This is a genomic window from Actinocrinis sp., from assembly GCF_035946395.1.
GTDB lineage: Bacteria > Actinomycetota > Actinomycetes > Streptomycetales > Catenulisporaceae > Actinocrinis.
In genome coordinates, this window is sequence record NZ_DASYZI010000431.1 from 1 (window position 1) to 13,899 (window position 13,899).

At 69.5% G+C, this 13,899-nt stretch carries 14 protein-coding genes; 8 read left to right on the top strand and 6 right to left on the bottom strand.

Annotation, left to right across the window (positions count from 1 at the left end; genetic code table 11):
* From VGS97_RS27175 to VGS97_RS27195, 5 genes are all read left to right on the top strand, one after another.
* On the top strand, positions 1-704 hold a 704-nt coding region (locus tag VGS97_RS27175), incomplete at its 5' end, for a VanW family protein (protein ID WP_326856515.1).
* 239 nt (positions 705-943) lie between these two features.
* A complete protein-coding gene (locus tag VGS97_RS27180; protein WP_326856516.1) occupies positions 944-1,897 on the top strand; it encodes an ABC transporter ATP-binding protein in 954 nt (317 codons plus the stop codon).
* Positions 1,894-2,631: an ABC transporter permease gene (locus VGS97_RS27185; RefSeq protein ID WP_326856517.1), complete on the top strand. Its 738-nt coding sequence runs from the start codon at positions 1,894-1,896 to the stop codon at positions 2,629-2,631. Before VGS97_RS27180 ends, VGS97_RS27185 begins: the two co-directional genes overlap by 4 nt.
* 19 nt (positions 2,632-2,650) lie before the next feature.
* On the top strand, positions 2,651-3,979 hold the full coding sequence (locus VGS97_RS27190) for a sensor histidine kinase (protein WP_326856518.1): 1,329 nt from the start codon (positions 2,651-2,653) through the stop codon (positions 3,977-3,979).
* A gap of 67 nt (positions 3,980-4,046) precedes the next feature.
* Positions 4,047-4,652, top strand: a complete 606-nt coding sequence (locus tag VGS97_RS27195) for a response regulator transcription factor (protein ID WP_326856528.1) — start codon at positions 4,047-4,049, stop codon at positions 4,650-4,652.
* 248 nt (positions 4,653-4,900) lie between these two features.
* Here the strand turns inward: VGS97_RS27195 and greA are convergent, their stop codons facing one another.
* Together greA and VGS97_RS27205 are read right to left on the bottom strand one after the other, a co-directional pair.
* Positions 4,901-5,398, bottom strand: a complete 498-nt coding sequence (gene greA / locus VGS97_RS27200; protein WP_326856519.1) for a transcription elongation factor GreA — start codon at positions 5,396-5,398, stop codon at positions 4,901-4,903.
* A 190-nt stretch (positions 5,399-5,588) separates the two neighbouring features.
* Positions 5,589-6,173 carry a DUF4307 domain-containing protein gene (locus VGS97_RS27205; protein WP_326856520.1) on the bottom strand — a complete coding sequence of 195 codons (585 nt, stop codon included), beginning with the start codon at positions 6,171-6,173 and terminating at the stop codon, positions 5,589-5,591.
* A 186-nt stretch (positions 6,174-6,359) separates the two neighbouring features.
* Between VGS97_RS27205 and mca the strand changes: the two genes are divergently transcribed.
* Positions 6,360-7,349: a mycothiol conjugate amidase Mca gene (gene mca / locus VGS97_RS27210; protein ID WP_326856521.1), complete on the top strand. Its 990-nt coding sequence runs from the start codon at positions 6,360-6,362 to the stop codon at positions 7,347-7,349.
* 210 nt (positions 7,350-7,559) lie between these two features.
* Here the strand turns inward: mca and VGS97_RS27215 are convergent, their stop codons facing one another.
* Positions 7,560-9,545, bottom strand: a complete 1,986-nt coding sequence (locus tag VGS97_RS27215) for a hypothetical protein (protein WP_326856522.1) — start codon at positions 9,543-9,545, stop codon at positions 7,560-7,562.
* A gap of 329 nt (positions 9,546-9,874) precedes the next feature.
* Between VGS97_RS27215 and VGS97_RS27220 the strand changes: the two genes are divergently transcribed.
* Positions 9,875-10,231: a DUF2304 domain-containing protein gene (locus tag VGS97_RS27220; protein WP_326856523.1), complete on the top strand. Its 357-nt coding sequence runs from the start codon at positions 9,875-9,877 to the stop codon at positions 10,229-10,231.
* Positions 10,228-10,971 carry a glycosyltransferase family 2 protein gene (locus VGS97_RS27225; protein ID WP_326856524.1) on the top strand — a complete coding sequence of 248 codons (744 nt, stop codon included), beginning with the start codon at positions 10,228-10,230 and terminating at the stop codon, positions 10,969-10,971. Before VGS97_RS27220 ends, VGS97_RS27225 begins: the two co-directional genes overlap by 4 nt.
* A gap of 25 nt (positions 10,972-10,996) precedes the next feature.
* Here VGS97_RS27225 and VGS97_RS27230 read toward each other — a convergent pair whose 3' ends face one another.
* The 3 genes from VGS97_RS27230 to rfbB all read right to left on the bottom strand — a co-directional run bounded on the left by VGS97_RS27230 (position 10,997) and on the right by rfbB (position 13,888).
* Positions 10,997-11,905, bottom strand: a complete 909-nt coding sequence (locus VGS97_RS27230; protein WP_326856525.1) for a glycosyltransferase family 2 protein — start codon at positions 11,903-11,905, stop codon at positions 10,997-10,999.
* 73 nt (positions 11,906-11,978) lie between these two features.
* A complete protein-coding gene (gene rfbD / locus VGS97_RS27235) occupies positions 11,979-12,845 on the bottom strand; it encodes a dTDP-4-dehydrorhamnose reductase (RefSeq protein WP_326856526.1) in 867 nt (288 codons plus the stop codon).
* Positions 12,846-12,859: 14 nt separating this feature from the next.
* Entirely contained in the window at positions 12,860-13,888 is a 1,029-nt protein-coding gene (gene rfbB, locus VGS97_RS27240; RefSeq protein ID WP_349262282.1) for a dTDP-glucose 4,6-dehydratase, read from the bottom strand.
* Positions 13,889-13,899 lie beyond the last annotated feature (11 nt).

The window sequence follows — 13,899 nt, forward strand, 5'->3', positions numbered from 1 at the left end:
TCCAGCCCGCGGACACCTGGTCGTTCCTCAAATCGGTCGGAGCGCCGACCGGTGCCAACGGCTTCGCGCTCTCCGCCGCGGCACAGCACGAGGGCGTCGACACGGTCGCGACCGCGGTCTTCGGCGCGGCCTTCGCCTCCGGTATGGGCGACACGATGCATCACCCGCACGCCTCGTACGTCGATCGGTATCCGGTCGGCCTCGACGCGGCCGTCGTCGCGCCCGGCACCGACCTTCAGTGGACGAACACCGGTGACCATCCCGTCTACCTGTACGCCTCCTACGCGAACGACGCGCTCACCGTCGCGCTGCTCGGTGAGAGGCAGTACGACGCGGTGAACGTGCAGGTCTCGCAGCGCACCGCGATCGTCCAGCCGTCCCGCCCGGCCGGCTCAAGCTGCACGCAGGGCTCGGCCGTCGGCTTCCAGGTCGACGTGACCCGCACGCTGCTGCGCGACGGCAGTCAGGTCGGTGCGGAGCAGTACCACGTCACGTACCTCCCGCAGAGCGGCGACGGCTGCGTCGGTGGCGGCAGCTCGCCGACGCAGCCTGGTACGGGGGTCACTGCCGGGCCGACGAAGAGCCCCAGTGCGAGCTCCGGTTCAGGCGGCGGCGCAGGTGGCGGTGCTGGCGGCGGCGCTCCGCCGCCGTCCGCCGCGCCAAGCCCGTCACCCACCGGCATTCTCGGCGGCCTGCTGCACTGACCTGACCACGCCCTGCCATGACTACTGTGCTGATCCGACTGCTGCGCTGATCTGATTGATGGCCTGATCTGACTGATGCACAGTTCTGACTAATGCACAGTCAAGGCATGACGATTGTCATATGAGGTTCAGGACGCCGCGCACTGACGCCGCGTAGTCCGATCCGGTTCGATGGACTCAGTTGCCGGGGTGGCGGGTAATGGCACCCCGGGGGATTTTGACGACGGGACTCCATCGGTATGACTACGGGACCACGCGGCGGGCTGAGCCCTTCCGCGGTGACGTTCGAGAACGTCTCCAAACATTATGGGCAGGTCAAGGCGGTCAACGAGCTCAGCCTCGACCTCCCGGCCGGCCGCACCATCGCGTTCCTCGGCCCGAACGGGGCGGGCAAGTCCACCTCCATCGACATGCTGCTCGGCCTGAAGCGGCCGACCTCCGGCCGGGTGCGCGTCTTCGGCAAGTCGCCGCGTGAGGCGATCACCTCCGGGCAGGTCGGCGCCATGCTCCAGTCCGGCGGTCTGCTCAGCGACGTGACCGTCGGCGAGCTGCTCACCCTGATGACCAAGCTGCACCCGCGGCCGCTGCCGGTCGCCGAGGTGTTGGGCCGCGCCAACATCGCCGACATCGCCGACCGCAAGGCGGACAAGCTCTCCGGCGGCCAGACCCAGCGGGTCCGCTTCGCCATCGCGATCGCCGGGGACAGCGACCTGATCGTGCTCGACGAGCCGACCACCGGCATGGACGTGGAGAACCGGCAGATCTTCTGGCAGGCGATGAAGGCCGAGGCCGAGCGCGGCAAGACGATCCTGTTCGCCACCCACTACCTGGAGGAGGCCGACCAGATCGCCGACCAAGTGATAGTGATCAACAAGGGTCGGCTGCTGGCGAACGGCACCGCCGCCGACATCAAGGCGCGGGCCGGTTTCCAGCGGATCTCCTTCCGGCTGCCCGGGATCACCCGCGACCAGCTGCTCCTGCTGCCGAACGTGGTCTCGCTCGAAGTGATCAACGACCGGGTGCTGATCCAGAGCTCGGACTCGGACAAGACCTTCTACTCGATCCTGGACGCCGGCCACCGGCCCGAGGAGATCGAGATCAGCGCGCTCGGCCTGGAGCAGGCCTTCGTCGCGATCACGAAGCAGGACGACGATGGCGCGGACGCGTTCGCGCGGACGGAGGGCACCCGATGACCGGCGTGATCGCGCTGACCCGGCTGGAAGTCCTGCGCGCGCTGCGCAACCGCCGCGTCATGTTCTTCACCATCCTCTACCCGACCGTGCTGTTCCTGCTCAGCGCCAGCGCCACCAAGTCGACGCAGCACGTTGACGGCACGGGCATCAGCTATCGCACGTACTACCTGATCGCGTACGCATCCTTCGGCGCGCTCGGCGCGGCGCTGACCACGAACGCGCAGAAGATCGCCATCGAGCGCAAGGAGGGCTGGATCAGGCAGCTGAGACTGACCGCGCTGCCCGGCAACGGCTACGTGATCAGCAAGATCGCCTCGGCGACGCTGGCCACCGTTCCGGCGATCGTGATCGTCTTCGCGGTCGGCGGCGCGATGGGCGTGCAGCTGAGCGCGGCCAAGTGGCTGACCGCCTTCCTGGTGCTGTGGATCGGCTCGCTCGCCTTCACCGCGCTCGGCATCGCGATCGGCTACGGCGTGCCGCAGGACTCGGTGCAGATGGTCAACATCCTGATCTACGTCGGCGGCTCGTTCCTCGGCGGGCAGTTCTTCCCGCTCAGCGGCGCGCTGGAGAACGTCGGCAAGGCGCTGCCGACCTACTGGGTCCGGGAACTGTCCACCGACGTGGTCAGCGGCGCGCACCTGCCCGCCAACGGGCTGCTGATCCTGCTCGCCTGGCTGGTCGGCGCGGGCGTGCTGGCCGCGCGGATGTACCGTCGCGGCGTGGACGCGGGCTGAATCAGGCGGAGCCGGGCGGATGAGCGACGACGAGAGGGACATCCCGCTGGGGCAGTCGGCCCCGGCGGGATGGCTGTGGGCCGGAGTCTGGCTGGTTTACCTGCTCGTCCCGCTGGTGGACAACTTCAGCCGGAAGTACCAGCCCTGGCGGCAGGCCGCGGGGATGATCGGCTTCTGGCTCTTCTGCTACGCCTACACCAAGATCGTCGTGCGCAGCCGTCGCGGGCGCAGCCGTCCGCACGCGCCGCAGAGCATGGATCGCAAGTCGACGAGCCTTCTGCTGGCCGTGGTCGGGCTGGCGATCGTGCTGCCGATCGTGGCCAGCCCGGCGTGGATCGCGCTGTGGATCTACGTCGCCTCGGCCTGCGGCGCGGTCTTGCCATACGAGCCACGGCGCTGGGCGCCGGTCGGCGGCGTACTGGCCACTGCGGCCCTCGCCGCCGAGGCGGCGCTGCGCGGTGTGGACGCCGGGACCTGGGGCTGGATGGTGCTGCCCTCGGTCTTCGCCTGCTTCGCGGTGGTCGGCGTCCGCCGGATGCGCAACCTCATCGTCGAACTGCACTGGGCCCGCGAGGAGGTCAAGCACCTGGCCACCAACGAGGAGCGGCTGCGGATGGCCCGCGACCTGCACGACCTGGCCGGGCACTCGATGGCGACGATCACGCTCAAGGCCGAGCTGGCCCGCCGGCTGATCCCGGCGGACCCCGCCGCGGCGCAGAAGCAGGTCGCCGACATCGAGCAGGTCTCCCGGCAGGCGCTGGCCGACATCCGTGAAGCGGTCTCCGGCTACCGGCGCGCGACACTCGCCGTCGAGACGGTTTCCGCGCGCACCGCGCTGGAGGCCGCGCAGATCTCCTTCGAGCACGATCCGGTGCTGGCTCGCCGGCCGAGCGGGCTCGATCCGCAGGCCGAGTCGGTGCTGGCCTGGTGTCTGCGCGAAGCGGTCACCAACGTGGTGCGGCACTCCGGCGCGACCTGGTGCCGGGCACGGCTGATCGAGGCGCGCGTGAACGGTGAACGCACCGTCACGCTCGAAGTCACCGACAACGGGACCGCCGTGCCCAAGCGCGGACGCGCTGATGGACGCGGCGGCGAATACAGGGGTGGAGAGGGAGGTGAAGGGGGCGTGGGCGTGAGCCGGGGCCAGGGCCTGGGAGTCGGCACGGACGCGAGCAGGGGCGTGGCCGAGCACTCCGGGCGTCCCCGGCTCGACGAAGCGAGCTGGGGCAACGGCCTGACCGGGCTGCACGAACGTCTCGCCCCCTTCGCCGCCTCGCTGGCCGCCGGCCCGGTCGCCCCGCACGGATTCCGGCTGGCCGCCACGCTGCCTGTGGACGAGAGCCGCTAGGGTTTCCCGCGTGAACGCGGGCGGTGGTGTACCGGATCAACGGGGTCAACCTGGTCAAGGGCAACCCATCAGGATCTTGCTGGCCGAGGACCAGGCGATGATCCGCGAGGCGCTGGCGATGCTGCTGGACCTCGAACCGGACATGTGCGTCGTCGGGCAGGTCGGCCGGGGCGACGAGGTGGTCGCCGCGGTGACCGCGCTCGGCGGGGTGGACGTGGCGCTGCTGGACATCGAGATGCCGGGCCTCGACGGCCTCGCGGCCGCCGCCGAACTGCGCACGCGGCATCCGGCGACGAAGGTCGTCATCCTCACCACGTTCGGCCGCCCCGGCTTCCTGCGCCGGGCGATGGAGGCGGGCGCCGCGGCCTTCATGGTCAAGGACGCACCCGCGGCCCGGCTTGCCGAAGCGGTGCGCAGGGTACTGGCGGGGGAGCGGGTGATCGACCCGGACCTGGCCGCCGCCGCGCTCGCCGACGGTGTCAATCCCCTGACCGGGCGGGAGCGGGACGTGCTCGCGGCCTCGGCCGACGGCTCGGTCAACGCCGAGATCGCCGAGAAGCTGAACCTGTCCGAGGGCACGGTGCGCAACTACCTGTCCGCCTGCATCCAGAAGACCGGGGCGCGCAACCGTGCCGAGGCAGTCCGCATCGCGCAGGAGAAGGGCTGGCTGTGACGCCGGGGTCCTGCGATGCCGGGGTCCGCCGGATCGACCCGGTCCGGCATCCACACACGTCCGCGCAGTCACGCCCACCGCAGTCACATTCACCGCGCAGTCAAATCCACCCAGCCACATCCTCACAACCACATCCACACAACCACATCCCATGCAGGCCGACCCGTCCCGCACCTCCCGCGTATGCGGGACGGAGCCCGTTCAGATAAGTGATCGTCGTGCTACGTGAGCCACGCGAGCTGCGCGTGTCACGCCGCGTACGGTTCCGCCGCGAGCAGCTTGACCGCCAGCGTCTTCCCGCTCGGCAGCTCGTACTCCGCAGTCTCGCCGATCCGGCGGCCGTTGATCGCCGAGCCGAGCGGCGACTGCGGCGAGTAGACCTCGATCGAGGCCCCCGCGTCCTCCCGGGAGCCGAGCAGGAATTCGAGCGTGTCCTCGTCGTCCCCGTCGAAGGCCACCTTGACCACCATGCCGGGGGCGGCCATCCCGGAGACCGTCGGCGCGATGCCGACCTGGGCGTTCTCCAGCAACTGACGAAGCTGTAGGACGCGTGCCTCCTGCTTGCCCTGCTCCTCCTTGGCGGCGTGGTAACCGCCGTTCTCCCGCAGGTCGCCCTCCTCGCGGGCGGCCTCGATCTTCTTCGCGATGTCGGTACGGCCCGGACCCTGGAGGTAATCCAGCTCGGCCTTCAGCCGGTCGTACGCCTCCTGGGTGAGCCAGGTGACGTTGTCGCTGGTCTGGGTCACGGATGCTCCTCGTAGCGTCAAGCGGATAGATCGGATACCCGTCCGAATGGATACCCGCGAAACAACGAGGTTACCAAGCGCGACCGACAATCCGCAGCGGACTGTGACCGGACGCCGGTCGCGGTGGCTTGGGGTATGGCGCAGCAGGTCGGATGGGTAAGACGGGCCGGTGGGGGCGGCCCGGGACGGGTCAGGAGGTAAGCGAGCAGCTCTGCACGATCACGGTGTTGGCCGTGGACGTCGTCTTCAGGGTGTAGTCCTGGACGTTTTTCTGCCGCCCCGCCATGATCGGCACCGACGCGGAGCCGATGACCGTGCCGTGTACGTCCTCGGCGGCCAGTGTGCAGGTCGCGTTGCGGTCGGCCGGCTTGTCGATCTCGAAGGTCACCACGACCGTGTTGGCCGAGGGGTTGAAGCTGGTGACGGTGCCCTGGATGGTCGGGTTGGCCTGCTGCCAGCCGATGTAACCGACCGCTGCGCCAAGGATGAGCAGGCCGATGACGGCCAGCCCGATTTTCTTTACCGCCCCCATGCCCCGTTTCTTGCCGTAGCGGTTGTCCAGCGGCGCCGCCTTCGACGAGTTTTCGGCCGCGTCGGCGCGCTGGGCGGATGCGGGACGAAACGCGGACCTGGTTGACCGCGTCGGCTGCGACGTGCCGGCATCCCCCGACTCCGTTTCCGGCTCGGGTAGCCGGAAGCGCCCGGAGCGCGTCGACTCCTGGCCCGACTGGGACCGGGATGGCTGCTGGGGCGTCGAACCTATCGTGTCCGTCATGAATCCCTCGGTTGTGCCGGGAATGGTGGGTGACTGGAGCGTGCTCTGCTACACAGTGCTTTGTTATCGAACCGGGTCCGGCGCCGCAAGTTTCGGCATCGGACACGGTCGTCCGTCACTATAGAGGCTGCCGTGACATTGGCCACGGCCAACCACACGAATCATTCAGACGAGGGAGAGCGGCCCGTGGACCAGCGGCTTCGGCTGATGGCAGTACATGCACACCCGGACGATGAATCGTCGAAGGGCGCGGCGACCATGGCACGCTACGTCGCAGAGGGCGTAGATGTGCTGGTGGTGACGTGTACCGGCGGCGAGCGCGGGGACGTGCTCAACCCGAAACTCAAGGACGACCCGGAGCTCGCGGCCAACATTCACGAGGTGCGCCGCGCGGAGATGGCGGCGGCCCGCGAAATCCTCGGCGTGAACCAGGCGTGGCTCGGCTTCGTCGACTCCGGGCTGCCCGAGGGCGACCCGCTGCCGCCGCTGCCCGAGGGCTGCTTCGCACTTGAGGACGTGGCGACGGCCGCGCAGCCGCTGGTCAAGCTCATGCGCGAGTTCCGTCCGCACGTGGTGACCACGTACGACGAGGACGGCGGCTACCCGCACCCCGACCACATCCAGTGCCACAACATCACCGTCGCGGCCTTCGACGCGGCCCCCGATCCCGACCGCTACCCGGAGGCCGGCGAGCCCTGGCAGCCGCTCAAGCTCTACTACGACCGGGCCATCAACAAGGACCGGGTGCTCGCCCTGCACAACGCGATGGAGCAGCGCGGGCTTGAGTCGCCGTACGCGGAGTGGATCAAGAAGTGGTGGACCGAGAACGACCCCAACGCGGACAAGGGCGGCGACGGCGACCCGGACGGCGCCGGGGACAAGGCACCTGACGGGGGCAAGGCCGGTGACACGGACGGCGCCGGTGAGCGCAAGCAGCGTCGCGAGCGGAAGACCACGACGCGCGTGCAGTGCGCGGACTACTTCGAGATCCGCGACCGCGCGCTGCTCGCGCACGCCACCCAGATCGACCCGGACGGCTGGTGGTTCAGCATCCCGATGGAGATCCAGCGCGAGGTGTGGCCGACCGAGGACTACGAACTGATCCGCTCCCACGTGGACACCACGCTGCCCGAAGACGACCTGTTCGCGGGCGTGCACGAAACCGTCGCCGTGTGAGAGACCCACTTGTGCAACGGCGGCTGGGCGAGCGCTGAAGGCCTTGGCCGGGCGCAATCTGCCCTACGCGGTTGATCAAACACAGTCCGGCTGGCCGCGTTGCCGGGCCGCCCACAGGCCTTCAGCCTCAGGGCGCCCCGGCGCCTTACTATCCGGACTATCCGGCGCGGATGGCCATCGCGCTGATCCGGCCAAGGCCTTAGCGCTCTCCTAGCCACCGTTGCCCAGGTTGGGGATGAGCACCACCTGCTTGAGCCCGGTGACGTCAGGGTGCTGCGTGCCCCACTGGCCAAGCAGCCGGGCGAGCGTGCCGTCACCGACGATGACCCGCAGTGGCGTGGGCGACTTGGCCAGGATGTCCTCCAGAGCCGCCAGGTTCGCCTGCTGCTGCGCGGTCGGCGTCCCGCCGGGGATGGTGCCCAGGTCGTCCAGGTTGCTCAGCTGGTAGATCTGCGGCGAGATCTGCCCGTCGTCGTGGTTGAGCGCCGCCATGACCAGCGAGAGGTTGATGTTCTCCAGGCTGTGGTTCTCCCACACGGTCAGCGTCGGCTGCCCGTCGCCGAGCAGGCTGCGCGCTTTGAGCGTGCTCATCGCGTCGCGGTTCGCCGGGAAGACGAACTGACCGCTCGCCCACATGCGTCCCCAGGTGGTGTGCGACCCCGGCTTCATCTTCGCGTAGCTGAACACGATGTGGCCGTGCCAGATGCTGTCCGTCCCGACGAACCCGGCCAGGATGGCGCACGTGCCCAGCACCGCGCCCGCCAGGCCCCGGCTCGGCAGGGCGGGGCGGTGCAACAGGTGCCCGGCCGTGCCCACGCCCACCAGCGCCACGATCACCCAGGCCTGCACGGCCTTCTCGAAGTAGTAAGAGGTGGTGTGGATGGTCGCGTGCTGATACGCCCAGAACGCGATCACCGCCAGGCCGCAGACCGCGCCGCTGATCAGCGCGGCCATCGCGGACGGCCGGCGCCGCGCGGCCGCGGTCGCGAACCCGGCCAGCGAGAGCACCCCGATGACCGCGAGGCTGTACCCCGACATCGGGATGGCGAAGCCGATGCTCAGCGCGGCCTGCGAGGACTGGAGGCCGCCCGCCTTCGCGGACACCAGCTCGGACAGCGACAGCGGCATGGTGACCACCGCGGCGCCCGCCGCGAGCCGCCAGTGCGGCAGCCAGCGCTTGCGGTAGATCCAGCCGGACACGACGAGGATGAGGGCGACGAACGGCGCGAACAGCTCGTACGTGAGGAAGATCGCGACGGTGAGCGAGGCCATCAGCAGGATGTGCAGCCTGCCGTCGGACGGGGGCCGGATGGCGCAGGCGGCTATCAGGGCCAGCAGGCCCATCGCGAAGATCTGCGGGTCCCAGCCGCACCAGATGGACGTGGTGAAGACGCCGGTGGACAGGAACGAGGCGATCGCCGCGGCCATGAATGTTCGCCGCCATCCGGCCATCGCCGGTCCGGCGACCCAACGGGCGCCCCAGGCCACGCACAGGACGAAGAAGCCGTAGCCCAGGCAGGTGTAGATCTCGTAGCGCAGCAACTCGGCGGTCGGGCTGCCCGGATCCGTGCGTGACGTGAGGAAGATGTCCAGCAGGGCGTACGTGTAGTGCTGGCCGGGCGGGTAGACCGCGAGCATCCCGGGGTCGACGATCGACCTGGACTTACCCTGGAGCAGATACGTGTAGCCGCCGAGCCGGTGAATCGTGTCGAACAGGCTGAAGTGCCGCACCCTGTCTCCGGTGAGTGCGGAGAAGGCCAGCCGGTGGCCGGGCGTCGCGTACCAGAGCGGCCCGAACGCCACCGCGGCCGCGGCGCCCGCCCCGCCGAGCAGCACGATGTCGCTGCCGAGCACCCGCTTCGGCCACCGCGGGCGGCGTTCGAGCGCGACCCCGATGGCCAGCAGCACGGTCAGCGCGGTGCCGCCGACGGCGACCGGATTCAGTCCGAAGGGCCAGAACGAGAACGGGATCCCGGCGGCGATGGCCGCGCCGATGAGCAGGCCGAGGGTGACCATCAGCCGGTCGAGTACGGTGCCGCCCATCCGCAGCAGGCCGCCGGTGACGTACACCACGACGACGATCAGCAACGCGTCCGCGCGCAGCAGGTGGGTGACCACGGGCAGCGCCCAGGCGGCCGCCAGCAGGCCGCCGACCAGCCGGGGATCGCGGCCGGAGATGCGGCGTTCAGCGGTCACGCGTGCGGGGATGGCGCGCTGCCGAGGCAGCTGGTCCGGGGCGGAGCGAACCCAGCGACCCTGCACTTGTGATCCCATCTCGGTGGCACCTCGTGTCGGAATCAGACGCCCACCCCCATTGGTCGGCTGCGAAAGTTTAGGCGGGTAAGCGGGTCTGATGCCATGCATGTCTGTGGTGTGGCCCTACGGCGAAACCGTAACGTCGCGCCCGCGCTCGCGCGGCTCGCTCCCCGACAGCCGTTCGGCGCGGCATGGCCGCCGTAGCGGGCGGCCGCGCTCGAAACAGCGGACCGAGCGTGAAACAATCCGGCAAGCAGAGAGGAGGACCGATGAATCTGACGATTCTCACCGGGGCGACGGCGCTGCTGTTCCTCGGCTTCATCTTCGAACTCGTCCGCCGCCGGCGGCTGCGCGAGAAGTACGCGGTGCTGTGGATCTTCGTCGGCGTCATCGTGTTGGGCCTCGGACTGTTCCCCCGCGCCCTGAACCGGGTGGCCATCGCCGTGGGCGTGGCCAACGGGGTCAGCCTGGTGCTGTTCTTCGGCGTGATGTTCCTCCTGCTGGTCTGCCTCCATCTGAGCTGGGAGGCCAGTCGGCTTGAGGACGAGACCCGGGTGCTGGCCGAGGAGGTCGCCCTGCTGCGGCTGCGGATGGACGAGCAGATCGAGGAGCGTTCGGCGTCGTGACGGATACCCTGAGCTCGCAGCCACGGGCCGAGGCGGTTCCGGGCTCGTCGGCACGGGTCTTGATCATAGTACCGGCCTGGAACGAGGCCGGCTCGATCGAGGGCGTCGTCGGGGAGATCCACGACGCGCTGCCGTTCGTCGACGTCCTGGTGGTGGACGACGGATCCACCGACGGAACCGCCGGGGTGGCCCGCGGCGCGGGCGCCGTCGCCGTGACGCTCCCGTACAACCTCGGTGTCGGCGGGGCGATGCGCCTGGGCTACCGCTACGCGCGCGACCACGACTACGACATCGCGATCCAGGTGGACGCCGACGGTCAGCACGACCCCGCGTACGTCCCGAAGCTCATCGACGCGCTGTCGGGGGCGTCGCTGGTCATTGGTGCGCGTTTCGCCGGTGAGGGTGAGTACCGCGTGCACGGCCCGCGCAAGTGGGCGATGAGCATGCTCTCCTGGGTGCTCTCCAGGCTTGCGCACACGAAGTTGACCGACACGACGTCGGGCTTCCGTGCCTGCGACCGCGACCTGATCAACCTGTTCGCCGAGTGGTACCCGGTCGAGTATCTCGGTGACACCGTCGAGACGCTGGTACGCACACTGCGGCTCGGTTACCGCGTCAGCCAGATTCCCGTGGCGATGCGGCTGCGGCTGACGGGAACGCCGAGCCAGTCGCCGTTCAAGGCGATGCTTTACCTAGGCCGGGCCTTCCTGACGCTCTTCCTCGCCCTAGTCCGCCGCTGATCCGCTGCTGATCCGCTGCTGACCTTTACGACCCGAGCCGCTTGCTCGGCGAGGCGGCGTAACGAAGCAACTGCCGCACGGAGTCCGGCCGCCGCTCTCTGGCCGCCACCGGCACCAGACTCAGCGCGTGCAGCCGAGCCGAGCGGTGTCGGCGGGACGCCGTCGCAGCCTCAGTCCAGCCAACAGCGTCCAGATGGTCCGCGGTCTCCAGGAAGAAGGCGCGGGCCTCGGCGAAGCGGCGGCCGTCGATGGCCTGCTTCGCCGACTCGCTGGCGGTGTGCCGCCGGTACTGGAAGCACACGTGGTCCCCGGCGATCAGTTCCTCGCCCCGCTCCACCAGCTTGATGATCATGTCGAGGTCCTGGATCACCTCCAGGTCCTCGCGGAAGCTCACCGCGGCGACCGCGTCGGTGCGCCAGCAGATCGAGGGGAAGTACAGCCAGTTGCCGCGCAGCAGGCTCACCGCGAGTTCCTGGCCGCGCATGCGGTGCGGCCCCGGGCCCTTGGGCGCGTATACCCGCCGCTTGGTCCGATCCACCAGCCCGCCGGGCACGACCGTACCGGTTTCGTCGATGATCTCCACGCCGGGCTGGACGATCCCGGCTCCGGGACTGAGCGCCTCCAACCGCCGGATCGTCGCGACGTAGTCGGGCAGCATCAGGTCGTCGCTGCCCATCATGACCATCCGGTCGCGTTTCGCCAGGTCGACGCACTTGCGGAAGTTGCCGGTCACGCCGAGGTTCACCGGGTTGCGCTGGTAGTCGACCCGGACGTCGTCGAGCGCGGCGAACCACTGCGGAACCCCGGCGGCCTCGCCGTCGTCCACCACGGTCAGATGCCAGTCCGGGTCGCTTTGCCCCAGGATGCTGCGCACCGCCGCCTGCATCATGGCGACATCGCCGTAGTACGGCATCATGATGTCGATGCTCGGCATCTGATATCCCTCTGGTTTCAGTGCTTACGAACGCCGACCGTGCTCATTCAGGGCTGTGTTCATCTAGTACTGTTCATCTAGTACTGAGTTCATCCAAAAACGCGGCCAGCGACGCGTGCCAGTCCGGCATCGGCTCCAGTCCGGCCAGGGCCCAGCGCTCGTGGCCGAGCACGCTGTACGAGGGCCGCGGCGCCGGTCGCGGGAAGCGGTCGCTGGTCGTCGGGCGGACTCGCTCCGGGTCGAGCCCGGTCAGCTCGAAGGCCGCGCGGGCCAGGCCGTACCACGTCGTCTCGCCCGAACTCGTCCCGTGGTACGCCCCGGCCGGTGCCCGCCCCGCCACCGCCGCGCCGCCGAGCGCGATCAGTTGCCGCGCCAGGGCGCGCGCCCACGTCGGCTGGCCGCGCTGGTCGTCCACCACGTCCAGGAAGTCACGCTGCTCGGCCGCCTTCAGGATGGTGGCGACGAAGTTCTTGCCGTGCGAGCCGTACAGCCATGCGGTGCGCACGACGTACCCCGCGTCCGGCAGCGTCTCGAAGACCGCCTGCTCACCGACCAGCTTGCCGCGGCCGTACGCGTTGACCGGTCCGGTCGGCGCGTCCTCGGGAATCGGCGCGGTCGCGTCGCCGGGGAAGACGTAGTCGGTCGACACGTGCAGCAGGACCGCCCCGGCATCAGCACACGCAGACGCCAGATGCCGCACCGCGGTCCCGTTCACCGCGGTCGCGTCCGCCTCGCTGCTCTCCGCGCCATCCACGTCGGTCCACGCCGCGGCGTTGACAACGACATCCACGCCCCCGACCGCCGACTTGAGCGCGGCCGGATCGGTGATGTCGAGCTCCGCGCGGCTGAGCGCGCGTCCCTCGTCCGGCCCATCGGCCAGCAAATCCGTGAGCTCCCGCCCGAGCATCCCGCCCGCGCCGGTCACCAACCAACGGCTCATTGTCCGCGTCATCGCTACAGGGCCGCCTTCGCCTTCAGCGGCTCCCACCACGCCCGGTTCTCCCGGTACCACTCGACCGTACGTGCCAGGCCCTCGTCGAACGACACCTGCGGGGCGTAGCCGAGCTCCTGGCCGATCTTGGTGATGTCGAGCGAGTAGCGCCGGTCGTGGCCCTTGCGATCGGGCACGTTGTCCACGCTGCTCCAGTCGGCTCCGCAGGCGTCCAGCAGACGCTGCGTCAGCTCCTTGTTCGTCAGCTCGGTACCGCCGCCGATGTTGTACACCTCGCCGGAGCGCCCCTTCGTCAGCACCAGGTGGATGCCGCGCACGTGGTCGGAGACGTGCAGCCAGTCGCGCACGTTGCCACCGTCGCCGTAGAGCGGGACCCGCCCGCCGTCCAGCAGGTTCGTCACGAACAGCGGGATCATCTTCTCGGGGAAGTGGTAGTGCCCGTAGTTGTTCGAGCAGCGGGTCACCACCGCGTTCAGGCCGTGGGTGCGGTGCGCGGCGAGCACCAGCAGGTCCGAGCCCGCCTTCGAGGCCGAATACGGGGAGTTCGGCGACAGCGGCCACTCCTCCGTCCACGATCCCTCGTCGATCGAGCCGTACACCTCGTCGGTGGAGACGTGCAGGAAGCGGGGGATGCCGCCCCGCCGCACCGCGTCCAGCAGCATCTGGGTGCCCACCACGTTGGTGGTGACGAAGTCCCCGGCGCCGGTGATCGAGCGGTCCACGTGCGACTCGGCGGCGAAGTGCACCACCGCGTCGTGCCCCGGCAGCACCTCGTCCAGCAGGGCGGCGTCGTTGATGTCGCCGCGCACGAACGTGTAGCGCGGATCGTCGGCGACCGGCGCGAGATTGGCCACGTTCCCGGAGTAGGTCAGCTTGTCGTAGACGGTGACGGTGTGGCCGGCGGAGCTGTGTCCACTGCCACTGTGGTCACTGTCACTGTGTTCGGTGGCACCGTCGAGGCGGCCGGCGAGCAGCGAGCGGACATACTCCGAGCCGATGAAACCGGCCCCGCCGGTCACCAGGATTTTCATGCGGCGATCCT

Coding starts and splice junctions, on each gene's coding strand:
- VGS97_RS27180 (WP_326856516.1), top strand. CDS start 944: ATGACTACGGGACCACGCGGCGGGCTGAGCCCTTCCGCGGTGACGTTC.
- VGS97_RS27185 (WP_326856517.1), top strand. CDS start 1,894: ATGACCGGCGTGATCGCGCTGACCCGGCTGGAAGTCCTGCGCGCGCTG.
- VGS97_RS27190 (WP_326856518.1), top strand. CDS start 2,651: ATGAGCGACGACGAGAGGGACATCCCGCTGGGGCAGTCGGCCCCGGCG.
- VGS97_RS27205 (WP_326856520.1), bottom strand. CDS start 6,173: ATGACGGACACGATAGGTTCGACGCCCCAGCAGCCATCCCGGTCCCAG.
- VGS97_RS27220 (WP_326856523.1), top strand. CDS start 9,875: ATGAATCTGACGATTCTCACCGGGGCGACGGCGCTGCTGTTCCTCGGC.
- VGS97_RS27230 (WP_326856525.1), bottom strand. CDS start 11,905: ATGCCGAGCATCGACATCATGATGCCGTACTACGGCGATGTCGCCATG.
- rfbD (WP_326856526.1), bottom strand. CDS start 12,845: ATGAGCCGTTGGTTGGTGACCGGCGCGGGCGGGATGCTCGGGCGGGAG.
- rfbB (WP_349262282.1), bottom strand. CDS start 13,888: ATGAAAATCCTGGTGACCGGCGGGGCCGGTTTCATCGGCTCGGAGTAT.